The sequence below is a fragment of the Devosia crocina genome (genome assembly GCF_900116545.1).
Classification (GTDB): Bacteria; Pseudomonadota; Alphaproteobacteria; order Rhizobiales; family Devosiaceae; genus Devosia; species Devosia crocina.
Genome location: NZ_FPCK01000001.1, coordinates 1,351,140 through 1,375,623, shown reverse-complemented (window position 1 = coordinate 1,375,623; position 24,484 = coordinate 1,351,140). Strand labels below are relative to the sequence as shown.

The following is a 24,484-nucleotide window of genomic DNA, read 5'->3' as shown; positions in this document are numbered from 1 at the left end:
GATAAAGATGTGCACAGCACGTCTTGAGGAAATCGTCGCCTGGACCGGTGTAGAGACATAGCTTCGCAGCACCAACTATCCAGCCAGTGCGAGAGATGAGTCTCTAGCGGCAAGAGGAGAAACACAATGTATCGCACCTATGTCGCAATTAGCTTCCGCTGTCCTAACTGCGGCAGCGCTGTCGGGGAATATTTTGATGGACCACTACCCGACTATACCGCGGAAACGGATGGCGAATCCGAGAACATCGACGACCACTATCTAAGCTGTTCGAGTTGCCATAACGACCTTGAGGTCCAAGTCTACTCGCGCACGACCGGAGCCTTCGCTGAGCTAATTGGTCATCCCAAGGTGCCAGTAGACGCGCATTATGAAGTGGTGGATTGGCCAGACGATGAGGTCGACAACTACGACCCACCTGACAGCCCTATTGATGTTTACATGCAAGCTCGTCGAGAGCTCGACGCAATCATGGCCGCAGGCACCACGGTGGTCGGCGACGCGCTTTACCGGATGATTTTCGTTCAACATTTTTCCGCGATCGAGGCCTATCTGGCGGACAGCCTGATTAGAGCCGCCATGGAAGATGATGTTGTCTTGCTGAAAATGCTCAATGGCATCGATGAACTGAGGACAGTCCAGGTTTCGCTGGCTGATGTGCTCGTGGGCCCGGAGCTGGTGAAGCAGCGCGTACGGGTTTATCTCCGGAAGTTGCTCTACCACAACTTCCAAAAGATCGAGGCGATCTTCCGAGTGACGTTCGGGCGAGGATTGCTGCCGCAGGATTCGCAAACCCGCGCCCAACTCTTTGCAGCCGTAGCCATTCGGCATGATTGCACGCATCGCAATGGCGTGACGGAAGAAGGGGTGCGGCACGAAGACATGAAGGGGAAGGTTCAGTCTCTGGAACCAATCCTCACGCAAATGGCCGTTGACGTCCACAACCTGATCCAGCGGGACACCGCTAGTATACCCGCTCCGGCAACATCGCCCTCAGCCACCGCGACAGCTCCGGATCGGTGATCAAAACCCCGTCCTCTCGCTTTGCTGCCGTCCGTGCTCGCGACCGCAGCGACTGCGTCAGGCTGTCTGACGTGATCGGCACAGCTCGCGCATAAGGCTTGCGATTCCAGTTCCTGATGGCCTCCATCGCAGCCTTTCGGGCGTCAGGGTCTCCAGTTGCTATTGCCAGCGCAAACCGGTTCATCAGCTCGCGCCGTTCGTCGAGCACATGCCGCTCCGCATCCTTCAGCGTGCCCATGCGCTCATACGTTTCGGAGACACGCGCCGGGGTGAAACCAATCAGCTCAATGAAGCCGTCGAGCACCGTCTCGCCATCCTTCGCCAGCACGACGTCGCCGCGGCGGCTCAGCACGCCCTCGTTCCAGTAGCGCCAGGCCTGCATCGCGTCCTTCACTGCCTTGGGCGCCATTACCTCAAGACCTCGCGCAACCTTGCCCTCCATAACCAGACCCGCCCCGTCCACGGTGCTGAGGAAGGTGGCCGGCACAACACCGAAGGCGTTGACCAGAAGGTCCTGGAACCAGTCCTTGCCCTCCGCGCCGCTATTTGGCGCGCGGACGAAGAAGTCCGGCATACCGAGACGGCTGGTCAGGTCCACGCCGGTGAGATGGCCCGGGGCACCCTTCAGTACGATCCCGCCAAGATCCTTGCCGAGGAGATCGATGATGTGACCCTCCATCTCCTCCTTAAAGCTGCGCGGATCATCGTCATCATCAAAGGCGAGCCCTGCCAGCGCCATGAGCACATTGTAGCCGAAGAGTCCGGTCGTGCCGGCGAAGAGCGTCGTCATGCCCATGATACCGGCCAGCTGGTACCGAGCTTCTTTGCGGGCCTGCGGGCTTTCGCCTTTCACGGCCTGGTGTATGTCGCGGAAGAGCCGGTACCACATGTTCACCTGGTGCGACATGAAGACGAAGGCGATTTTCTGCACATCGCCCTGCATGACGCGCGGGCGGCTGGCATTGGAATAGTCGAAATGTGACTGCCAAGTCAGATCATGAGCGATGTCGATCGCTTTGCCCTGATGATGTCCCTGCTCCCGCGCAAGGCGGTAGGCGGCCAGGGCCGTCACTTCGCGGTTCCACACCTCAACATTGTGGTATGCCCAGGAGATGACCGCCATGATCTTGTGTCGGAGGGGTGAATAGGCCAGCCCTACTTCGCCAACGCCGGCGAGATCATGAGCCTGCGTTCGGTCAATCATGCCGCTTTCGTAGAAGGCCTCCATGGCCTTCATCTCTTCGGCGGTCAGGTTTGCATTTCGCGCGGAGCCCTTGCCCCTGATGACGTCAGCCGATGCCTTGGCAATAGCCGCCGTTGCCTTACCCACGCCTCCCATACGGGCGCCCAGCACGGGTATGGCGATCATCGGAGTTTGAGCCATATTGACGATAGCGGCCGCCGGCGATGCGGCGAGATACCAGGTGAACATGGTTGAGGTCACCGCCTGAACAGCCTGGCTACCGGTGGGGTTCATCACCCATGCATGGCGCTTCGACAGTTCATTTGCCAGCTGCATGCCGCGGATCGGATCATCAGCCTCCTTGGCTTGGTCGACCGCCTGGTCGCTCAACTCCTGCAGGTCGATACCGAACTTGAGCCGCGCCATCTGGTGGGCGGCATGAAACTGATTGCTGGCAAAGGTCCGCAGTGCATCCCCGTCGAAACCGGCAATACCCTTACGGTGGATGAAGCGCTTGCGAGCGCTGAGGTCGGGCATGCTCTCGAGGTATCGCTGCCAAATGGCATCCATAACGGAAGCGTCTACGTCGGCATCTCCGAGGAGGCTTTCAATCTCGGCGACGATGCGCGGGTCCATGCGGTCGCGTCCGCTGCTCTTCTCTGCCATCAGGCCGCTCTCAACCCGCAGGTTGGGATAAGCCTGCTTCATGGAGCGCTCGAGCTGGCGGCGTTCAGCATCCGTCTCTCGCTTCGAGAAACTGACCACCGTGCCATCAACATCGCGCACAGTGACAAAATACTGCCCGAAGCGCGCCAAGGGGAAATATGGTGCCGGCACTCGGCTGGCTTCGAAGGCCAGGCGCAGCTTGGTCATGCGGGCCTTCATGTTGTAAGTCGCGCGGCGCATCTCTCCCTGATAGACGTCCTGCGCATCCTTCTCCGCCTTCGATTTATCTAGGCCTTTCAGGTCGCTGGCTTTGATCTCTTCAAGCTTTTCGCGATATTTGTCCTCTGCGCGACGGAATGCCACTTCTTGGGTTTTGCGGACATTGTCGAGGAGGATCGCGTCCAGCTCGTCAGCCTGCTCGCGATAGGTGTCGCGGACTTTCTCAAAGAGCGCCCTACCCGCTGGCGGAATGGCAAGAAAACGCTCGCGAAGCTGCTGGTAGCCCGGCTTTGCCTTTGTGTCTTCATCCGTCTGGCTCGGGTCGATCCCGCGCAGCGTCGCCTCGTGCATGAGGTCGGCGAGCGCGGCCGCCCTCGTCTTTCCTTCGATCTTGCCGCCACCAAAACCCAGCCCCGCATATTTCTGCCACTGCTGCGCCACGGCATCGACGGACGCATGCTTCTCTCCCCGGTAAGCGTCCATCTGGCGCTTGACCTTGAGGTAGTGGTCCACCGCCACCATCCCCGGCCGCTTGAGCTCGGTGAAGTAGTTGAGCGGAATGGCGGCCAACATCGCAGGCTTCAGGTCGGTGAGCTTTCCCGCGAGGTAGTCAGTGATCGCCGTTTTATCGAGTTGTGGCGCTGAAAGGCCTGTGCGCGCGGCTATCGACTTCCGGCGAGACGCCATACCCGCTAACGGTCCCTCGCCGATACTCAGGCCGTCCTGCAGCGCGTACTTGGCAATAGCCTGCAGCTGGGCCGGCGTGATCGCGCCCACCTGGCGGCCGAAACGCTTCAGCACCCAAGCCTTAATGGCACCGATAACCTCGTCCACCCATTTTGAAAGGGCCGCCGGCGCGGAGGCATGCTCCTCGATCGCATAGGCGGCGAACTCCTCGACACGCAGACCTTCCGTCAGCCTGTCGCCTGCTGCCTCAGCGGATTCCACCCGCGCCCGCGCTGCGTCGAAGAAATCGCGTGCCCTACCCTTCGACTGCTCGAACTGCCGATAGAGGCCGGCGAGACGCATCATCAGCTGGCGCCACTGGGTGCTTCCCAGCAGATCGTGAGCGCCCGAGTGAAATGCCTCGTGCAGCAGGACCGCCGCAGGGTCGCTGTCGATCTGATCGGCTACAAGCGTGATTGTGCCATCTGGATCGGTCCAACCCTGCACGCCCTCGCCACCGGAATCTATATCGGCACTGGTGACGATGCGCAGTCGATCGGTCTGCTCAAGAGCATCGACGAGGTGCCCAAGCGCGCTGTCCCGCAGCTGACTGCGGACAGCCTCAGTCGTCCCCTGTTGCTTGCGCGCGGGACGCCAGAAGCCTATATTCATATCCACGGGGGCGCTTTCCAAGCCGACCTCCGCGAGGCTTTGCCTCGCCTGCCCGCCGGGTACACTGGCCCCCGGGCCCCCGTCTTCCCGATCCGTGTTGAAGTCGTATTGAAAGCTGCCGTCGGCCATTCGGTGCACGCTGACCACCAGCGATCGCACGCGTCCAAGCAGCTGAACCGGCGCGCGGATCACGAGACGCTCTTGTACGCGTTCCCGGTCTCCGGGCTCACGGAGCACCACCTCACCTTTTTCGATGATGTCCCGAATTGCAGGCACCGATCGTAACAGGAGGTCGCCCTTGCGGCCCTGCGTGCTCTCTTTCCGACCGCGCTTGTTGAAGTGGACGACGGTTCCGTCCTGCATGGTAGCCGTGGTGCCAATCAGATTGTCATCGTACCACTTCGCAGCCGCTCGGCGGAGCGCGGGCATATTATCCGGCCCTTTGAACTCCACGCCGAGTTCGTTGCCGGTGATCACTGCAACCGGCTCCACCCCTTCACGTGAGTTTCTGCGACTTTCCGACTGCGCAACGCCGAGAGCTTTGCGCTTCTGGCTGTCGCTTAGCCGAGCCCAAGCAATGCCTTGCCCACCTACATCGTCGAGGATTCGGCGCCCGGCGCCGTCAAGGTCTGGGTCACCACTTTCGTCAAGCGGCAACGCCGCTCGGAAGGTAGCAAAGTCAGGCCCAGGCTTGCCGGCATCAGTCGCTTCCGCCGCGGCAAGCGTCTCCTGCGCCACTTCAAGACGCTTCGCAGCATTGGCCGCGGGAGCGGGTTCTCTGTTCATGCTGATGAATGGACGTAGCCGCTCGAGCGCGCTTCGAACCATGAATTCAGCGTCGTCCGCGTCCCGGTAGCGATCGGCAACGCTCTGGGTGGCTTCCATCAGCGTCGCTTCAGCATCTAGGCCGAGGCGCTGTATCTCCGACCCTAGTACGAGGAGACGGCCCACACTGATCTTGCCGTCAATCCCCATGCCCTCGTAGTCGGCTTGGTCCGGCAGTTTAGCAATCGCTCTGGCAAGTTCAGCACGTGCATCGCGCGCATCGCCGATGGGCTCGATCATGTCACCAATCGCATTGAGGGTTTCGCGATCGGTGGGGCCTTCGCCGTAGAAGAGGAACTGCTGCTCCTTTTCGGTCAGCTGCGCGTCTTCTGCCTCCGAAGCGTTGCGGACATTGTGCTTGGCATAGATCGAACGTTCGACGCGACGCGCCGATGTCCGAAGTGTATCAAGCTCTGCCTCGGTCTTCTCGGCATCTCCGATCCACCGTTGCGCCACATCGAGTGGGTCGGCAAAGGTGTTGGCAAGCGACAGCGCGGCCTCGATCCCATCGACCTCGCTGCGCGTACCATCATCCGTTGCCGAGGTGGTGGCGACTGTAGTTTCCGGCACCGTGGTTGTTGCCAGTGTACCAAAGGGCTTGGCTGTCTCGCCTTCTTTCAGCCAGCGCTTGAACTCCCGAAGATCAGTCGTGCCGAGCCCGCCAAGGCCCTCCCAGCCCGTGGTATAGTTCTCTAGGTAAGCCGCTCGCGCCTCATCGAAATCGCGGAAGCCGAGCATGACCTTGTGCTCGTCGAAGCGTCCCTTTTCGTCGACCTGGTCGACCACAAAGACCGGAGCATCTGCATCAAGTGCTTCTGTGCCTGGCTTCACGAAGATGTCGATGTGGTCTTTGTCCCTCCCCACAGTGCCTTTGATGTAGCCGTAGTGGCTCTTCATCTCGACCGACCAGGCCTTGCCGTCCTTGTCGACACCCTTGCGCTCAGATCCGGCAGGGTTCTCGATCGAGAGGTCGAGGCCGCCGACCCGAGCGTGACCCAGCTTGTAGTTGCCTGCCTCCTTCTGCGCCTGCGAGGGTTCGGGGCGCTCATTGGCAGGCGATGTTGCAGCCTCTTGCGCAGCGACATCTAGGGTGACGCCCGATGTCTCCTGTTCTTCAGAAGCAGGAGGCATCTCCGACGAGAACTCAGCAGTCTGGCTGTTATCGGAAGCAACGTCCAATGGCGCGATTTCAGCAGTGCTGGCCAGCGTCGCGGCGTCAGCATCCAAAGCCTGGGATGCGGCTCGCGCCCGATCGAGCCCATCCATCTCCACCCTCACGCCAGCAAGCTTGCGCTGGATGTTTTTGGTGAACTTCTCCCACTCCACCCGTTCGGTGCGTTTCACTCCGGCCGAGGCAAGAGCAGCCTTCCGTGCGCCGGGGCCCAGTTCGCTCCACCAGGTTGCATCGTCCGAGATTGGTGCCGCTGCTTCGCTTTCCTCAACCGCACCCTCTACCGCCGGCACCTCGGAGCGCGCCGCCCGCCATGCCTTCATCCGCTCGGGATTGAGGCCGTGCATCTGCGTCGTGCCGCCGGCGGTCGCGTTGCGCGCGGCCCGCTGCACACGGTAGCGATAGTCGTCGGCGATTTCAGCAATGTCCTCGGGTCGAACCCCAAGAGCATCAGCAATGGGCTGGACCCGTGCCATATCGAGCGGTGCCTGGGCGCGCGCCAGCGCGCTTTCCCCCGTTGCCCGATCGAGGCGCCGTGTTTGTGCCGTTTGCGCGCCGAAGTCATATAGAGCGGCGTGGGTGTCATCGGGGAAGACGACTGTGCTGACCTGACCCTGCTCGTTCGGCAGTTGTCGATTGCGACCGCCGGCCTCTGGCATATTCGGCATAGGCGGAGGTGGATTATCGGCCATCTCCATGGCCTCCACCTCGTGCGATGAAAGGTTGAGCGAGCGCACCGCTTCCCGGGGCACCTGCAGCACCTCGCCATCATCGTCGATGACGATAGCTTCAACGCTGCCGTCCTCGTTGGTGATGAACTGCTCGACCTGTCCATTGAAGGGAGCGAGGCCTTCGGCTTCGACGATCACGCGCTGACCGGCGCTGGGCAGTCCCGGCTCGTCGCGGGCAACCGCGATCGGCGCTGCGGTCGCCTGAGGGTCTGGGCGCAAGGGCGTGCCGTCAGTGCCTTGCAGGAGGCGCTTGGGCACGTCTTGTTCGCTGCCGTCATCGAGCAGGACTCGCAGCCAGTCGGGGTCAGTGCCAGTCTGATTTGGCGCCACCTGCACCGCCTGACCGTGCAATGGTCCGGCGCCCTGCCCCGGCAATGCTGGGTCGTTGACCAGCAGAGTTTCGCCGGCGCCCGTCGCAGGCGCCTGCTCGGCTCCATGCTGACGCGCACGGGTGAGCACGCCACCGGGCGGCTGGGTCTGGGCGGGTGGCGCAGCCATCTCGGCCGCAGGCGCAACCTGATCAGGACTTTGCGCAACCGCCTCGGCCATTCCGGCAACTGGAGCGGCGCTTTCGTCACCGGTATCGGCAGATCCCTTGGAAAATGCCCCGGCCACAGCACCCGGCCCGCTGCCCGCCAGAGCGCCCAGCAGGAAGTCACCGAATGTCCCGTCCGTCAGGTTGAGATTCGTGCCGGCGCCGACATTCACACCGGCATTGGTGGCGACGGTTTCTGCGGCTTCCTGCACGCCTTCTTCGACAGCGGACAAGCCCGCACGGCCAAGAATGCGCGCAACGATGTTCTTGCCCTGCAACACGGCCGTGGCCGGGTCGAGTATCTTGCTGGTGGCAAAGCCGCCGAGGCCGGAAATCGGAGCGGTCATGAGGAAGGCGGATTGTGCCGCAGCTGCCTTGGTGGCGGCGAGTGCCTCCTCGTGTGATCGGCCGGCCGCGATCTGCTCGCGATAGAACGCCGACTCCTTCTCGAGCAGGCCCGGCTCTTCCGCCATTTGGTCGATGATGGCCTCGGCTTGCTGGCCTGCTGCGCCACCTCCCTGCAAGCCGCCGATCACGGCGCCACCGGCGGGGCCGGCCACCACGGCCGCCGCGATAACCGGCGTCATCTGCCCGAAAACGTCGAGCGTCAGAGCTGCGTACCCCGGCAGACTGGGTGCCTTGCCCAGGCTCCAGGTGGACGGATCCAAAAGGTCGCCTTCAGGCGTAGAGTTGGCGATTGCTTCGCGCGTGGCGTAGGACACACCCTCCTGTGTCTTTTCACCAAGATTGTTGATCCAGTCAGCTGGCGCGCCGAGCGGGTTGGCCTGACCGTACTCTGTTCCGAAAATTGAGTTTATTGCGCGCGTCGTGGTCGCATTGCCGAGCGCGGTGATCGCGTTGCCGAGACCCGAGACGATGGATCCGGTGCCCTTGGCGACGGAACCGCCGAAGATTCGCGCGGTGTCTTCAAGCCAACCGGGCTGGCGTGCCTGCCACTCTTCCTGCCATGCGGTCAGGTTCGGTTCGTCCACGGCCTCATACCGGCCCGGCTCGGCGGCATTGAGCCTTTTGAGGGTGGATTTGGTTTCGCTGTTCGCCTGCTCGACCGCCAGGCGCTCGGCCTGAATGGCGGGATCTTCGCCCGGCGCAGTTGCGCTGATGGGCGTAATCGCATCCGCGGGATCTACGCCATTGACCCTAGCGTCCAGCGGGTTCTGGCGGTTGCGGTAGAGACCCATCGGGTCGGAAAATTTGTGACCCGATTTTACGACAATAGCCATGACGTGCAGTGCTCCCGTAAGAGTATGCTGCACGTCCATGCGCGGCGAACGCCATGCTTATACGGGCTATTGAGGAGACTGTCAGCGGCCCGATTGCGTCAACGGGCGGGTCACGCTTTCAGGCCACTTGCTTTGGGGCACGCCCATTGCCTGCAGCTGGCGAGCAATTGCTTGCGGGTCGCCACCATTGACCATCTCGCGCGCGGCCATATCGACCGCCTCGGCAGCACTTGGCGGGGCCGGCAAGCTCGGATCCTCGACACCATTGATCACCGCATTCGGACGCGGCGAGATGCCAACGGCCGGGTTCTCCGTCTGGCTCGGCTTCGGGCTCTGTCCCAGACCCGGTGCAGGTTGTCCGGAGCTTGCGCTGGATGGCTGAACCCGCTGGCCTGTCTGGTTGTCGACAATGACGCGAGGGGTGGGCGCCATTTGGCTTGAGCCGCCCTGCTGCAAGCTGAGCTCTTGCGCGATCAGCCGTTCCTGCTCCTCGCGCGGCATAGCGTCGAAACTGACCTTGCTATCGTCGAACGGGTCCGGCTTGTACTGATCCCGCAGTGCCTTGATAGCATCCGCCCGGCTCCTGTCATTCGTGGTGCTGTAGCGCTGGTCGATTTCCTTTTTGGACTCGTATGTCTCGAGCTCCGTCTGCCGTTCGGCTGCCTTCGCGGCGGCGGCCCGCTCCGCCTCGAAAGTAGCCTGCGGGTTGAGAAGTCCGGAGATGAAGGTGCCGACGTCCTCGTCGTCCATCTCCTGCTGGAACTCATTCCCATCGGCATCGGTGTAGACGGCCGCCCATCCGACATGGTCGCCCTTCTTGGTGGTGAGCTCCTCAACGCGGAAATCCATGCCAGGGCCATATCCAGGCAGGTTGGCGGCCTCGCTGGCAATCTCGAGCGCCTTGGCGTGGTTGCCGGACTGGTAGTGCGCAAGAGCCGTCGCAAACAGGTTTCGACCGCGCGTTGAATTCGTGCTGGTGCTCCAGTCGGCCAGCGCCTTTGCCGAGTCGATGTCGCCCTGCATGATATATTCACCCTGCAGGCGCGGCATGGCGTATTCGACCCAGAACTTGTCGAACTCGCTTTCCTTATAGGTGCCCGCCTCTACGCCTTGGGCAAATTCCTGCCGCGCGTCGGACTGGATGGCTTCGATACGGTTGCGCTGTCCCAACTGGCGTTGGCGCTCCGATCGAGCGAATGCCCGCTCCTCCTGCTGGAAGGCGCGATCTTCGGCTCGCCATTTCCGATCTTCCGCCCGGTCAAGCCGGTTCTGCTCGCGATCTTTCATCTCCTCGCGCAAGCCCATGCCGCGGGTGAACCCATCAACGAAACCACCAAGGCCAATGCCGAACATTTCCGTGTCTCCTTATGCGGCCAGCGGCAGCTGGGCGGGCTTCTTCTTGGCGGGTGGCGCAATGCCGACCGCTTTCGCCAAGCGATCGACCTTGCTGTTGAGGTCCTGCACAGCCTTCATGGTGAGCCCGATCGCATCCTGGGCTGGAATGGTGTGGCCGTCGCCCTTGCCTGTGACCTCCTGGAAGTCCTGGGCATAGGTGCCGACATGCTCGCCCTCGTCGGCGACGCCTTCCTTGTAGCGCCAGCTTTCGACAGGCAGATCGATGACTTTGTCGAGGGCCTCGCCTTCGGGAATGGGGCGCTTGTCCTCTTTGACGTTCTCGTCCGAGAGGAAGAGACCGAGGCCAGTACCGATCGCTCCCATGATGCCGTTGAAGTTGTTGTCTGATCGCTGCTGATTATGCTGCTGGATGCCGACTTGGGTGTTGTAGAAATTGCCGAGCGTCGCGCCCTGCCCCTGCAGTCCGGTCAGCGCGCCGCCAAAGCCTGGGTTCACAATGCTGGTCGAATTGTTGAACATGCTTTGGTTGGTCTGACCGGCGCCAAGAATGCTCGAACGGGTGTCGATACCGAGCCCGATTGCAGAGTTCATGTTTCCGATGGCGGAGTTGCCAGCTTGCAGGCCCAAGCCCGTTGCAGCCGTCGTGCCGCTGGTTGCGGCGCTGCCTGCATTGAGCCCAAGCGCGGTCGCCTGGGCCGATGTGGCCGCCAGCCCCCGCCCGAGATTGGCGACGTCGGCCTTGAGCGCCAGGCCCTTGTCCTTCGCTGCGGTTCGGGCATTGTTCTGCGCGCCGGCGGAGGCGAGAGCTGTACCCAGTTCGCCTGCGCGCTCGATACCGGCAAACCGACCGCTGTTTGGGTTGATGCCCATCGCGGCAGACTGGCGCCGGGCTGCTTCTTTGCTCTGCTCGGCAGCGGTGAGCACGTCGGCTTTCGCTTCTGCGGCCACCTGTGCAAGCCGTTCCGGCGAGGCATAATTGCTCGCCTCGGCAATGAACTGATCCTCGATCGGCTTGAACTTGGTGTTGTACCGCTCGCGGTCTTCTTTCGCGACCTGGAATTGCCAGTCAGCGATCTGCATCTGCTGATTGGCGACTTTGGTCGCCAATGCCAGCTGCGCGTCCGCCATGGCGGATTGCTTGTTGGTAACGCCGCGCGTGTATTCGAGCTGCTGTTTGGTCAGCTCGAGCTGCTCGGCGCTCATCTTCTTGTAGAGCTCGTCGAGCTCCGCCTGCCGCCCAGAGGACAGATTCCACTGATCTTTGGCAAAGTTCAGCCAGTCCGTGCCGAGTGAGGACTGGCTATCTGCGTTGGAAAGGATCCGCTCTTCAAGCGTGGGCGGCTTGGGCGCGTTCGCATCGCCCCCGGTGGTGCCTCCGGAATTGACCCCGCGCGGCGGCTCGCCGCCTTCGACTATGACCGGAACACGTGAGCTGGTGGCTACTTCGTACTGCTGTGCTTCGCGAGACGGTACGACACTAACTTTGGGCTCCAGCACCCGCCCACTTCGACTTGCAGCCATGACGCGCTTCCTTCTTAAGGAGCACGTCCATGCGCTTCATCGGCAAACTATCTCAGGCGCCGTTTTGGGTAAACCACTAAGGTCGGACACGACCCTGCAGGGCGTCCGCCAGAGATCGCATGATGTCGTACAAAGCCGTGAGATCATCAACCAGGGCGTTGAACTCCGCCGGGTCGACTGTCGCGCCAGCAGCCTTCTTAGAGCGGAGGTTTCGCGGGACTTGTAGCAGGGCCTCGATGTCCTCGATCCGCACGGCCGCGCGCGATTTGCCCCGCGCGCGTGAGCCCACCAACAGCTCGAGGTCCTCAACAAGACGCGCATCACGGAAATGGCTCATACGACCCCTCTCAGCTCCTCGACGGTGCGCCCGATCGCGACCTGCGCCACCTTGATGGTGCCGCTCACGTCAATCTCCCAGGTGCGTGCCAGAAAGCCCGCGGGCAGGCGTACCGGCCGGCCAGTGGCCGAGATGGACGCGACGCGCTTTCCATCGGCATAGACGCCGATAACAAGGCTGGGCTCAAATGTTGGAAGCGGCACGAGCTCATGTCCTGCAAGAGGAACATCGTTCAAGACGCTGGCGTTTATCGGACCTTTATGAGTGCCGTTTGCGATCCGCGCTTCATTTTCGGCAATGGCCGCATCGAGCTCGGCCTGGGCTTCCGCCTCTTCATTGCCGGACAACCGCACATCGGTGTCGATCAGGATCGCACCGAACGTATCTGGAGCTCCGAGGACAAAAGGCTTGCTCTTCCAGTACATATTGGCCCTCGGCGCATCCAATGGGTCCAACTGGACAATGTCGGTCGATCCGGTCGCCAGATAATGCAGCTCGCTCTTTTCAACGTCATAGAAGGTCGCGCTGGCGATAGCGCTCGACCGGATCAAAAAGGGCTGCTGACCGACATCGATGAAGAGCGCGCCGGCACGGCGGAAGTCGTCATCGTCGATCGTGTCGTAGAACGCCACATAGCGCCCGGACATCTGACCGGCCACCATCGTCTGAGGTGACAGCCTCTGCCACTCCTCGGTATTGAAGAGTGCCCCGCTGACGAGCCCCACCGATCCATCGGCGCGGATCGCGACGAGGCCTTCTTTGCTGGGATAGCAAAAGGCAAAGCCGAGATCGATGCAGCCGCGGGCATTGATGCACGGCAGGTTCGCTTCAAGCTTCACCTGCTGCATGCTGTCCGGATGCGCGCCTGCCACGATGTAAGGCGTCCCTTTGGTAACAACCATGATCGAGGTCTGGGTCGCCGCAAGCGCCACGATCTCATAGTCCATCGTCAGGATGTATTTCTCGGGCCACGCATGGGGGTGGAATGGCTCGCAGAAGTAGAGGTCCTTGCCCACAAAAGCGGCCATTATCCCGTTCGCCACCGTGATCAGCCCCTGAAGGTTGTCAGGTGGCGCGTTCCAATCGGCCGTCCGCAACGGCTCGTTGAAGGCGTCGACCGGAATGGCGTCGTTGAAGTTGGCGGCCGTGGCATTTCGCTCGGCGATGAAGTAGAGATACGTTCCGGCCGCTCGACCTGTTTGCGTCCGATAGATCCGCTGCTTGATAATGCCACGCCCCGCCGGGGGCGCCGCGAACCCGCTCAAGGTAACGGTGTTTCCCGGTTTCCAGTCGACCGAGGCCGCGGGCGGCGACGGCTCGGATTCCTCACCATATTCTGTCACCCAGGTATAGACATAGGTGCGTGTCTGCACATCGCCTGCGCCAGTCCCTGCCAAAGTGGCAGTCAGTGCACCTGTCGGGTGCGGGACGCCAAGGGGATAGGTGTTCTCGCCTACCCGCATCTTGGGGGCGCCGTCTCCGGTGAAATAGAGGCGATCGGTTGCCACCGGACCCGGCACGGCATGGACTATTCCCGGCCAGCTCAACCAGGCAGAGCCATGCCGAAATATGGTCTTCTGGCCGCTGCTCGCGAGCTTGGCCGTGCGTTTGGAGCGCCGCATGGGGGTAAGGCCACCATCATCCAGGCGCACGTCGACTGCGCTCTGCGCGCCGCTATCGGGCAACAGGCGCGGGATGATCCGCGGCTGCTCGCCGGTGAAGCCCGCAAACTTGATTACCACCATGGCTGGATCTCCGATTCACCAGTCGTCGATACCGAGCACGACTGCCGCCGTGATGGTCTTGCTCTTCCACCTTTGGGCCCGGAGCGCACGCAGTGCCTCATAGAGTTGGGAGGCAGCGAAGGGCTGCTTCTGTGGGCCGAAGGCTTGCAGAATATAGTCATGCAGCACGAATGCCTTAGCGAGCTGGGGGTCGGCAGGATTGATCAGCCATCGCGCAAGTGGCGGAACAGAACCGAGATCGGTCTGGAAGAACGCTGGAACGGTGATTGTGAAAGTCGCCTCGGGCCCGCGAACCTCCCAGGCGAGATCCTCTGCAAGCACCCAGGACCATTCTCCGGTATCGGCCGCCTGAAACGGGTAAACCGCGCCGCTACCGGTGAACAGGCTCATACCGGCCAGCCTTCCTCGATGGATGCCTCAAGGGCTTTGAAGGTGGAGATATCAGTGGCAGACCGGATGGCGTCTTGCTTGGCCCAGGAGGTGGCAAACATCTGTTCCGCCCAATTGGAAAGAGCCGATAAGATGACCACCCCTTGGTTGGGAGTGACCAGAGGGGTGTTGTTTTCAGCCGTCCGCATTGGGGCAACAGGAGCGTCGCCGTAACCCGCTGCGATGGCATCGCGCATCTTATCCTTGGCTGTGAGCCAATTCGCCTTGTCGTCAGCATCTCGAAGCTGAAGATGCTGAACGCCCACCTCGCCCCCAAAGTCGTAGGCGAAACCCTCAGACATCAGACGAGCACCAACCGATTTGATGCGCTCGATAGCTCTCGATTGCGCGCCTTGCAACGCGTGCTTCTGTTCCTCGGGGCTCAAAGCTATGACTTGTGCCGTCGGGCCTACATCATCGACATTCACTGGCCAGTGGGCCAATTCGGAAAACACGACTAAGCGCGAAGTGTGAACGTCATACTGAGGATGCTCCCGAACCGGGAACCAGCCAGGCCGATCTGTCGCCAACAGCTTATTGCCATCAGCATCAAACAGCACTTTCCCTTCGTCGTCGATCTGATAGCCGCCGGCACGAAGCACGGCATCAGAAACCGGCTGGCCGTTTTCATCCTTCCATTTTGGACGAGAGCCCGTGCGCGTTACAATTCCGTTTTCGACAAGAGCGTAAAGGGTCGTGTTCATCAATCTGATCCTGTGTCAGTGCTGGGAAAAGCTCGACCTTCGCCCCAGATAATGCGGATCGCGCCGCTCGCACCTGGCACTATGACGGAGCTATTGTTGCGGGATCCGCTGCCGCCACCAAAATTTCCGCCGCCGGCCAAAGGTGAGTTTTGTCCGCCTGATCCGCCACCGCCTGAAATCAGGCCGTTTTGACCTTCACCATAGATGCCAACACCGCCGCCGCCGCGAGACTGGCCAGCGGTGTTGCTGACGGTATGCTGACCACCCGCACCGCCTCCACCCTGACCCTGCGCAAAATCGCCCAGGAAACCACCACCTCTGCCGCCATCACCACTATAGCCTCCGGCGCCACCCCCGCCTCCTGCACCAGAGGTGACGTGACCTCCCGTTCCGCCGCTACCACCGCCCTGGCGTTTGGTGCCCCCCGAAGTGCCGCCGGTGCCGTCAGTGGTTGGAGGAGCTGGGCCGAAGGAGCCGCCTTTATTGCCACCAGTTGCGATCAGCCAGTCAAAGTGGAGTATGGTGCTGCCAGATCGTCCAGAAGTCGCAGCAGCACCAACAACGATATTCAGTACCTGTCCAGGAGTGACAGGTATATCGTTGCCCCAAGCCAGCCCGCCGCCGCCCCCGCCTTGAGGACTGCCGCCAATATTTGCACGGGACTCGCCAGTACCACCCGCGCCGACACACACAGCACAGATCGATGTGACGCCTTCAGGAACGGTCCAGGTATAAGTGCCGGGGGTAGTCCAGACCATCGCGCCTCGCGGTCCGCCGCGAGCAGTAGCTTCTTTCCAAACCCCAGCGTCTTTAACGTAGAGCATTTCGACTTCCTTCCAGACCCCGGCTTCTCGCACCGAAAGCATCTTCAGATCACTTTCGCCCAGAAATCGCCGTTTGCGCCGGCTGTTGGATCGGAGGTTGAGATTGTGACATTGCGGTAAGCCATTGTTCCACTGCCTACCTTTGTTCGGGCATCTGCCTGGCTCACATTGCTGAGGTTCACCTCGGCCTTGCTGCCAACAGCGCTTGCAACGGCATCGGTGACGGCATCGGCGACAGCTGCCGAGAATACGGCACTTGTCATCCGCAGATCGACACGAGAGCCGGCCCCGAAACTCTTTGCGGTCGTGCCTTCCTGGGCGCGAACCACAGTGATCGTGGCGCCCGCGCGGGCAGTGGCGCGCACGATCTCCATATTCCCAGCCGCATCGAGCAGCGTGAGAGGAAACCAGTCCCCATTGGCAGGCGTGGGAAAGAGCCCTGCCTGGTCGGCATTGATGGTCAGGGCTGTCGCGCCGGCGGTAATGTCTGCGGCGAGCAAAGAGGTGGCATTGTTTCTGAGCAGTACGGCCATGGCTACCTCATTGCGATCCGAAGTTGGAAGGCCACTTCCTTGGTGCGGCCTTGGGACGTGTTCAGGGTGATTGTCACGGTGTTGGTCTCGCCGACGGCGCCGCCGGCGACCCAGACCCGCACCACGCCATTGCTGACCACAGTGTTGTTGATCTCGGCGGTGCCGCCCGAGATCACAGCAGTAGCGGTATCGACGATGTCGCCGGGCTCCAGCCACGCTTGCTGTATATCGACGTCGTAATCGAGGACGTCGTTCGGTCGTTTGGTCTTGACCCCGAGCATCGAGCTCATGTGCCGAACCTCCGGTTCTCGTGCCTTACGAGAGCGCCTCGGCTTTCGGGAGAAACAGCCAGGCCCCGGTCGTGGGCGCGCACGGTCAACCCGCGATCCTCAGCCGCAACGACGAGAATACGCTCGAACTCCGTCGGCTCGAGCTTGGCATAGCTCCCCACGGCTTCGCCGATAATGTCGATAGCGCCGAATGCGCTCGGATGGACGATCCGCCGGGCGCTGACTGCCGACAGGATCGCGACCACGGACGTGGCGCTTGCCAGTCTCATGCGTCGAGCAACGGCTTCGCCCGCGACGGCAACAACGCCATGCGCGGCGCCGCTCCGGAATGCACGCACGAGCCCGCTGCCCGATATGGCAACCTCGCCTGCGGCTCCACTGGCATGCACCCGATTGGCTTTTGCCGTGCCGACGACTTCGAGGGTGGCAGCGCTGATCCCGCGGCGAAGCGCGCGCGCCATGGTAGCCCCGCCCACGGCGAGCCCCGACGCGACTGAGGCGAGGCGCTGCCGCACGGCCGAGGCGGTCCCGGCTGCGGCGATACCACCGACAGCTGCGCCAAGGCGCAAGCGAACAGCGGCAGCTGTGCCGGCAACGGTGATCTCGCCGGCTGCCGAGCCTTCGCGCATCATCCCGCTTCCGTTGATGGGAAGCCGGTTGATGCACGCGCCGTTGAAAACGCCGTTGTCCAGCATCACTCGACCGACCAATCCACTTCGCCAATCTTGAACTTGAGCTGATCCCCCGGTTCCGCCGTCTTTGGCTGGATCAGGGTGCCGATCAGCTTGCAGGTTGCAGCCGTTGTTGAGGTCAGATGAGTGCGGATGGTGACGTGGGTAATCGTCACATTTCCGGCGCCATCATTCTCCGGAAACAGCATCTCCTTGAGGTTTGAGCTGGCCTTGCCGGCAGCAGCGCTGAAACCAGTTGCGATCGCTGCGGCGGCCGCAGGATCCTGCCGCGCGTAAGACGGCCAGTTCGCCGCACTGACTTCGTTGGCCGTGCCGTCCGCCCCGGGATCTCCGGTATGCAAAGCCATCCACACCCGTGTGGGCGTAGCCGGAGCAACACCGCGCAAATAGAGGTCGAGAATGTCGTGGGCGGCGCTTGTGCTGGCGGGCATCAGAGGAAACTCGGTTTGGTGCGGAGAGGAGCGTTCTGCTGGCCCTTGAGAGCCTTGCGATGCGAACGGACAAGGATCGACTGGAACTCGGCCAGGTAGAGACCGCCGACCTGGGGATTTGCCCATTCGCCCTTGGGATGCATCAGCACCCGGGCAATTGCGCCCTTGCCGATATCGATTCCATGGTCGGTCACCATAAAGTCCGGCAGGGTTCGAGCATCTATCGACGGCACCAGAACACACCGCAGCGTCAGCTTGCCTCGCGTTCGAGGAGCCACGGAAACCGTGCCGGGCCTGAGCTGGGTGATGAACTGAGGCGCACCTTCCGGCGCGTCCGCAGACTGCCAGCCCGGCAATTCATCGTCGAGGCGCTGGGGGTCGATCGGCTCGAGCTTGCGTCCATCGAACCGCGCGTCCTCGATCTTGACGATCGTTGCATCGGGAAATGGTGTCAGCACCTCATAGTCAGGTGCGGAGATGTCGAAGCTGTCCGTCTCGCGCCAGAAGAGTGCCTTCCCCGCGAGCTCGATTGCCGCCTCGAGGATATACCCCTCCGCAATCGGAGAGGGGCAGCTGGGGGCCATCGAAAGGACCCGGGGCAGAAGATCTTCAAGCGGACGCATTATGCACCCCCGCGAGCAGCATTCGGGCTCGACGCCCGCTCGACTTGGATCTTGAGGCCGATCGCAGAGGCGAAGGCCGCGTAGTGCATCTGCGCGCGGCCCGGTGCACCTTCCAGCGCATCCTTGGAGAACGCCCGGTGCAGAACATAGTCGAGGACAGGCCCCGAATAAGGTTCGGGCAAGCCGATGGGAGCGGCATAGCTGTCGATGCTGTCGGGTGCGCCGCTCGCTGCGAGATCGGCCGGCACCGTCGAGACTGCCGCTTCAACCATCCCCTCCCCGGTGTTACCGGGATAGACATAGAACTCCAGCGGCACGTTCTCGTCGTAAGTGTAGTGCCGGACGTCCTTGGAAAAGCGACCTCTGACCGGGTCGTGCCAGTCTGGAGAACTGGCTTCAAGAACCGAGTGCGACACGACGGTCACTGACCGCCCACCAATGCGCGCGGGAGCGCTGCTGGTGATGTTTCGCTTGATCGAAAGAAGGGCAAGTGCGGTTGCAGCATTCTCGACCTGCGCCACGCGCTGCAAAGTGCCCTTTTCCAATGTCAGCACGCGGGTTTCTGACGATGCGGACGGCTTCGCCAGCACAATGGCTTTGACGCCATCGTTTACCCAGCCGACGAGCTCTGGGATTGTCCAGCGCACGTAATCTTCATCCTGGAGCAGGATGCCGGCCCGTTTGAGAATGCCGACGCCGGACACCATTGCGGCTTACCCCTGGTTCTGCTGGGCAGCTTTGGCAGCTGCCTCGGCTGCGGCCTCGTCCTTGAGCTGCTGAAACACCTTCGCCTGGCCCACCCAGTCGCCACGCTTGATGGCGCCCTTGAGGCCCAGATCGGTGTCGAGCATGGCAATGGTCTGTTCGTCCCATGCGGCGATCTGCGAGAAGCTCGTGATGTCGAGCTCGGCGAGCTTGGCCGCTGTTGCTGGACCAAGACCGGCAATGTCGACGATCGGGTCGATGACCTTTTCCTTGGACTTGGCAAGACGCTCGGCGGCCGCGGCTTCTTCGGCTGCGGCAGCTGCTGCTGCCTCTGCCTCAGCAAGGCGCTGTGCTTCGGCCTCTGCCGCAGCAGCCTCGGCAATGCGAGCGGCCTCGGCGTCCTTCAATGCCTGAGCATCAGCCGCCTTCTGCGCCTCGGTCGCAATCTCGCGATCAACCTGCGCCTGGATGGCGTCCACCGTTGCGTCGAGGCGCTGTTCGCGCTCGTCCTGCGTCAAGCCGTTCCACTCTTCTGGCGTGAGGCCCGACTCCGCCACGGTGTGCGAAACGAGATAGCCCAGCGTAAGCTTGTGGGCTGGCGAGAACACGATTTCGTCCGGAAGGACCGTCGAACCGAGTAGCGTTTCGATCGATGTCTTGAGCTCGGGTGCCGGCGCAGTAGCGCGCGCGGCGAGGACCTCGGCAACAGTGGGCACCTCTTGATAGTGCTGCACCGAGAGGAAGCACTTGATGTGCACCAGGTCATGGACCTTGCTGACGGCGCGCCGCAGCTCGTCATAGGAAAACACATAGCCCTGGCCGCCAACGTTCGTTTCAGTCGGGCCAAGTTTGCATTCAATCAGAGCCATAGCGGATAGCCTTCATGTTGAAAGTGAAAAGGGTGAGACGGCCAATGGCTTAACCGTCTCACCCTCTTGGTTGGCGACTGCTGCGGGAGGAGGAGTACAGCGCGCCGCCGATCTACGTGGGCGGGGTGCCGCTTATCCCGCCACGTAAAACACGGTGAGCCCGATCGTGCCGCCCTGTGCGCCGGCTGGCGCCGTCGCGACCTTCACGCCGATTGAGCGATTCTGCGTCGACTGGCCGATACGGTAGGCAGACTTGAGGGTTGGGCGGGCAACGCCACCGGCCTGGCCGACATTGGTGCCGTCCAGAATGATGTCGTCGCAGGTGCGCGCCTGGTCGCGGTCGCCGAACTCGCCGGACATCAGGCCGACGTCGAATGTCAGCGCAGTGCCGGTATCGAGATCATCGGTGTCGAGGATGAACTCGCGCGGCACGCAGCCGGCGGGGAGCGGCGCGATCTCGAAGATGTTGTTCGCAACCAGCATGGCAGCAGTGACGGCAATGGAATAGCGCTTGGCGACGACTTCGCCAGCGGAAGCCGGGAACGGGATGTTGTCGATACCCTTCGCGGCGCTGCTCTGAATGATCATTGGAAACTCCGAAGTGACCAGTACGGTGAGGCCCGCGCCTTGCGGCGCGAGCGGCTACGTCGCGGCTTAGAGAGCGTTCGGATCCTTGGCGGCCGTGTCGATCGACAGGACGCCAAAGTCGGACGGTTCGCCACCGGGAGGGGTGAAACGGGTCTTCTTGATGCCAAGGATGACGCCGGAGGCGACAACCTGCTCGTTGCCATGGTCGTTGGTTTCTTCGGTCCAGTCGAACCGCAGACCACCCGACGAGCCGTAGGCAATGACGCCAGCCTGGCGGCCAAGCAGCAGAGCACGGCCGGCCATGACATTGGCGCCGGCACCATAGTCGTTGAAGCGGATGCCGCTCTGGTGGGCGTGGAGCACCACCGAGTTGATCATGCCCAGACCGCCCTTGAAGATCGGGTTGTCGCGGCCTTCGGCAGCAGCCGCAGCCTTCTGGATGTCCAGCCAGCCACCCGCACCCACTTCCTGGCGCAGGTCGTAGGACTGGAACTCGTTCATGACGCAGACATAGTGCTGCTCGCCCTTGATCAGGACCGGCAGCATGTTCGACTTGGTCGGGTCGGTCGACCGCATCGTCTTGGCCTTGAGCTCGGCGCGTTCGACAACGGCCTTGCTCATCTTGTCCGAGGCGGCGAGGCTGGCCTTCGACGTTGCGACACCACCATAGAGGAGGTGGCCGCTGTCGGGCGCTTCGATCGCGTTGGTCGCGTGGCCGGTCCAGGTCAGGTCTTCGGTGAAATCTTCGTTGATACCCCGGCTGCCCGACAGGTATACAAAATGCATTTCGTCGACAAATTTTGCCCAGTAGTCACTTAGCCGATCCTTGCCCACGGTGCGCAGGTCGTGCGCGGTGCGCTTGCGGGTCATCTTGCCGCCGACGCTCACGCCGTGGCGCATCTGGTCGATCACGATCTTGTCCGAAGCGAACTTGAGCCCCTCTTCCTTGCCCTGCAGGCGCTGGTCGCCATAGGTCGGCTTCTGCTTGAGCTGCACCGACAGGTCGAACTGGATCGTGTCGCCCGGACCCGACTCGAGCTCGTTCAGGCGCTGAATGACATGGTTGTCACTCGTGCCGACGAACTTTCGGTCGAAGTAGGACTTCTTCTGGGTTTCGAGAAATAGCGCGCCAGACCACTTCTGGATCGCTTTGGGGTCGCCGAATGAGATCTGCGTGGGGCCCGGCATGGCGGTGCGTCTCCTGTATGAGGGGATGCACGTTCATGCGCTGCTCAATGCATATGCGAATTCTTGGCAGCTTGCAACGGGTCAGCATGCGGTGTGGCGGCGGCGCTTAAGGCGCCAATCTGCCGGCGCGGTAAGCATCAAGAAAAAGCATCATTTCCGCTTCGACGCCTTTCTCGCCGAAGACATCTCTATCGATGTTCTCGAAAGGCGCCATCCGGGCCTCGGCCGTATCGACAAGCGCATCCGCTTCGGCGGCATCACGGCACACGACGGCGTTGCCTTGGATCTCCACCCAGATCTGCCCATCGACCTCGAACCTGACGATCCGCACACCCATCTCGCCCTCCGCTCTCCTGGCGCGGGCGATCATCTCAGAGAGAACTTGATGAAATCCCCTCCACGGAACGGGGGCACACCCCCTCTGACGTCAGCTCGCGATCGATTGAGCCGTCCCGTCGTTAGATGGACCGCTGGCCTCGCCGGTCATGCGTAGCCAATGGTGGCTGCTCTGCGTCGTCGAGTTTTTGACGCCGTTGTGCCCCTGGATCATCTGCCCGCCATTGGCAGCTGTCCCGAGCACCGTGCCGACAGGCGGTTTCGGCCCCGAGCTGCGGGTCAGGCCGAACATGTTGCCGAGCCCTTGACGCAACCCGTCGCCGATCCCCTGCCCCAGCCCGCCGGCTGGCAGACCGACCGCCATGCGCGCGCGCTCGAGCAGATTGGGTTCACGTTCGACAGGATCTTGCTTCTGCGGTTTCGGCGCTTCCACGGGCCTTGGCTGCGCGGTCTTCTTCTGCGGCTTGGGCGCCTGCTGCTCCACCCACTCCGGGTTCAGCGTGGTACGCTGCACCACTTTGAATTGCATCTGCTCCGCAGCCAAGCGTCCCGCTTCGGCTTGAGCGACCGAATCCCGGCCATACATGTGCCGCGTCTCGCCCAAGGGAATGCTGCCGTCAGTGAACTGCGTGCTGGGCTTGACCGGAGACTGGCCGCCCGGCCGAGTGATCGGCACGCGCTCTGTCGTGGTGATGTATTTTGGAACGTCCGCCGGCGATTGAGCCTGGGCCGGTTTCTGCGTCGCATCGAGAACGTCGTTGACCCGCTGGGAAATCGGCTTCGTGCTGCTCTGAGGCTTGCCAACCTGCGGCTTCGCGCCAGTCTGCGTTGAGGACGGCAACCCCATGGCCTGGTTGAACTCATCGCGCTGCGGCATCGATCCGACGCTGTCCATGCGCTGCAACCCTGTAGCGGCGCCGGAGCTGCTGCTGGTCGGCTTGGTGTTCCCCGGCTTCGTGCTGCCCTGAGGCGTGTTGCTGGTTGCGGGCTTGGGATTGGTAATGCCGACGGCTCGTTCTTGGCCGGCATAGGACATACCATTGGAGACCAGCTGCTGGCGTGCTGTATCACGCTCCTGCTGGCGCCGTGCGTCCTCCGCCTGCTTTACCAGCGAGTCGGCCGCTTCCGGGCGGGCGCCTGGCGTCATCTGGCTATTGCCAGCCATGGTTGCGCGATCTTCCGCCTGGATGCGCGTGATCGAGCCCGGTGGCGTCGTTGCTGGCTTCTGGGTCGGCGCAACCCGTTCCTGCCCGACCATGCCAGATTGGCCCGGCTGCTGCTGACGGAGTGCGGTCAACTCAATTGGCCGTGGCATGCTGCCGGGATCGTCGAAGCGCTCGCGGCCACTCGGCCCGATCGAGGGGAGAAGGCGCGATTTGCTCTCGAGAGGCGCAGCTGTCGGCTGCGACTGGCTGGACTTCGGTGTCACGGCACGCGGCCCCGCCTCGGCTCCGACAAAGCTGCTGCTGCCCGGCATGTTGCTCATGACGCGCCCTGAATCGGACAGCCGAGGGGTCAGCCCCGGCCGCTCCTGCGTCAGAGCGAGATCGGCAGCCGGCTGCACCGTCGGCGTGCTCCTGGTGACAGGTCCAGCCCGATCGTCGGCGGCGAACGATGCGGGCCGCGTCGTCTGTGTCGCGGGTGGCTTTGGCGGCCCTGCTCTGTCTTGCCCCACAAGCCCCCCGCTCGGCACATTCGGTGCCGTGCTCGGCTGGCGGTTGAAGGCGCGAAGCTCGGCCGCGCTGGGCATCGCTCCAACGGGATCCCGCGGAGAGCTCTCGCCCGTGCGCCCAATGATCGGCAGGCTGCGCTTCTGGCCGGAAAAATCCGCCGCGCGCGACCGTGCGATTGCAGCATCTGAAACAGGCGCCGGCACTGGTGGCGCATCGCGGGCGGCCTGCTGGGCGGCGATGCTGCCCGGCTTGGCAATGGGTCGCGGGGCGTTGAAGGTGGCTTGGGTTCGTGCTGCGGTGCCTTCGATCCGGTCGCGCGGGATCGGAGGTAGGCTGTCGAGCATCTGCTGGACGCGACGCCCGATCGACGGCGAGGTGTCGAGCTCCGACGCGACGATATTCGGGATTTCGGACGGAGGCAGCCGAATGCCTGCCTCGTTGTAAACGTCACCTTGGCGCCAGCCTTCGTGACGCTGTTGCGCCGCTAGAAAGGCCGCGCGTTGGTCTGGCGACAGATCCTTCAGCAGTGTGTGGCCAGACGTTCCGGACGCCTGTGTCACCGCTCGAATATAGCCTTCAGTATCGTTCTCATCCGGCGGGGCGTACCGGTAGATCGCCGCGCCTATTGAGCCCTTGGGGTAGGAGTGCCCCCAGCGTCCCGCGTTATCTGCGTTGAGATACGACGAGCTCTCAAATTGAAGGACCTCG

Annotated in this window: 20 protein-coding genes; 1 reads left to right on the top strand and 19 read right to left on the bottom strand. The window is 62.4% G+C overall.

Annotation, left to right across the window (positions count from 1 at the left end):
• The first annotated feature begins 126 nt into the window (after positions 1–126).
• The gene (locus BM364_RS18175) at positions 127–1,023 is read left to right on the top strand and encodes a hypothetical protein (protein ID WP_139232514.1); all 897 of its coding nucleotides are present in this window, start codon (positions 127–129) and stop codon (positions 1,021–1,023) included.
• Here the strand turns inward: BM364_RS18175 and BM364_RS06585 are convergent.
• From BM364_RS06585 to BM364_RS06495, 19 genes are all read right to left on the bottom strand, one after another.
• Entirely contained in the window at positions 965–8,932 is a 7,968-nt protein-coding gene (locus tag BM364_RS06585) for a PLxRFG domain-containing protein (RefSeq protein ID WP_175528486.1), read from the bottom strand. The two genes, BM364_RS18175 and BM364_RS06585, sit on opposite strands and share 59 nt — an antisense overlap.
• A gap of 81 nt (positions 8,933–9,013) precedes the next feature.
• Complete coding sequence (locus BM364_RS06580; RefSeq protein ID WP_092422510.1) at positions 9,014–10,285, bottom strand: hypothetical protein; 1,272 nt, start codon at positions 10,283–10,285, stop codon at positions 9,014–9,016.
• A gap of 12 nt (positions 10,286–10,297) precedes the next feature.
• Positions 10,298–11,809, bottom strand: coding sequence for a tail fiber domain-containing protein (locus BM364_RS06575; RefSeq protein WP_092422507.1), 1,512 nt, complete (start codon positions 11,807–11,809; stop codon positions 10,298–10,300).
• Between the two features lie 76 nt (positions 11,810–11,885).
• The gene (locus BM364_RS06570; protein WP_092422504.1) at positions 11,886–12,146 is read right to left on the bottom strand and encodes a hypothetical protein; all 261 of its coding nucleotides are present in this window, start codon (positions 12,144–12,146) and stop codon (positions 11,886–11,888) included.
• A complete protein-coding gene (locus BM364_RS06565) occupies positions 12,143–13,891 on the bottom strand; it encodes a hypothetical protein (RefSeq protein ID WP_092422501.1) in 1,749 nt (582 codons plus the stop codon). Before BM364_RS06565 ends, BM364_RS06570 begins: the two co-directional genes overlap by 4 nt.
• 15 nt (positions 13,892–13,906) lie before the next feature.
• Positions 13,907–14,281 carry a DUF1353 domain-containing protein gene (locus BM364_RS06560; RefSeq protein WP_092422498.1) on the bottom strand — a complete coding sequence of 125 codons (375 nt, stop codon included), beginning with the start codon at positions 14,279–14,281 and terminating at the stop codon, positions 13,907–13,909.
• Positions 14,278–15,024, bottom strand: coding sequence for a DUF4376 domain-containing protein (locus tag BM364_RS06555; protein ID WP_092422495.1), 747 nt, complete (start codon positions 15,022–15,024; stop codon positions 14,278–14,280). Before BM364_RS06555 ends, BM364_RS06560 begins: the two co-directional genes overlap by 4 nt.
• Positions 15,024–15,782: a glycine-rich domain-containing protein gene (locus tag BM364_RS18865; protein WP_425284871.1), complete on the bottom strand. Its 759-nt coding sequence runs from the start codon at positions 15,780–15,782 to the stop codon at positions 15,024–15,026. The genes BM364_RS06555 and BM364_RS18865 overlap by 1 nt, the downstream gene beginning before the upstream one ends.
• A 110-nt stretch (positions 15,783–15,892) precedes the next feature.
• Positions 15,893–16,381, bottom strand: a complete 489-nt coding sequence (locus tag BM364_RS06545) for a hypothetical protein (protein ID WP_092422489.1) — start codon at positions 16,379–16,381, stop codon at positions 15,893–15,895.
• A 2-nt stretch (positions 16,382–16,383) separates the two neighbouring features.
• Complete coding sequence (locus BM364_RS06540) at positions 16,384–16,671, bottom strand: phage fiber-tail adaptor protein (RefSeq protein WP_092422486.1); 288 nt, start codon at positions 16,669–16,671, stop codon at positions 16,384–16,386.
• Entirely contained in the window at positions 16,668–17,369 is a 702-nt protein-coding gene (locus BM364_RS06535) for a hypothetical protein (RefSeq protein WP_139232512.1), read from the bottom strand. The genes BM364_RS06540 and BM364_RS06535 overlap by 4 nt, the downstream gene beginning before the upstream one ends.
• A complete protein-coding gene (locus BM364_RS06530; protein WP_092422480.1) occupies positions 17,366–17,794 on the bottom strand; it encodes a phage tail fiber protein in 429 nt (142 codons plus the stop codon). The genes BM364_RS06535 and BM364_RS06530 overlap by 4 nt, the downstream gene beginning before the upstream one ends.
• Positions 17,794–18,417 (bottom strand): hypothetical protein, encoded by a 624-nt coding sequence (locus BM364_RS06525; RefSeq protein WP_092422477.1) that lies wholly within the window; start codon positions 18,415–18,417, stop codon positions 17,794–17,796. Before BM364_RS06525 ends, BM364_RS06530 begins: the two co-directional genes overlap by 1 nt.
• Positions 18,417–19,124, bottom strand: a complete 708-nt coding sequence (locus BM364_RS06520; RefSeq protein ID WP_092422474.1) for a phage adaptor protein — start codon at positions 19,122–19,124, stop codon at positions 18,417–18,419. Before BM364_RS06520 ends, BM364_RS06525 begins: the two co-directional genes overlap by 1 nt.
• A gap of 6 nt (positions 19,125–19,130) precedes the next feature.
• Positions 19,131–19,991: a hypothetical protein gene (locus tag BM364_RS06515; RefSeq protein ID WP_092422471.1), complete on the bottom strand. Its 861-nt coding sequence runs from the start codon at positions 19,989–19,991 to the stop codon at positions 19,131–19,133.
• Positions 19,992–20,123: 132 nt separating this feature from the next.
• On the bottom strand, positions 20,124–20,579 hold the full coding sequence (locus BM364_RS06510; RefSeq protein ID WP_092422468.1) for a hypothetical protein: 456 nt from the start codon (positions 20,577–20,579) through the stop codon (positions 20,124–20,126).
• 66 nt (positions 20,580–20,645) lie between these two features.
• Complete coding sequence (locus tag BM364_RS06505; RefSeq protein WP_092422465.1) at positions 20,646–21,767, bottom strand: N4-gp56 family major capsid protein; 1,122 nt, start codon at positions 21,765–21,767, stop codon at positions 20,646–20,648.
• A 106-nt stretch (positions 21,768–21,873) separates the two neighbouring features.
• Entirely contained in the window at positions 21,874–22,137 is a 264-nt protein-coding gene (locus BM364_RS06500; RefSeq protein ID WP_092422462.1) for a hypothetical protein, read from the bottom strand.
• A gap of 57 nt (positions 22,138–22,194) precedes the next feature.
• A complete protein-coding gene (locus tag BM364_RS06495) occupies positions 22,195–24,336 on the bottom strand; it encodes a hypothetical protein (RefSeq protein ID WP_139232511.1) in 2,142 nt (713 codons plus the stop codon).
• Between the last annotated feature and the right edge of the window lie 148 nt (positions 24,337–24,484).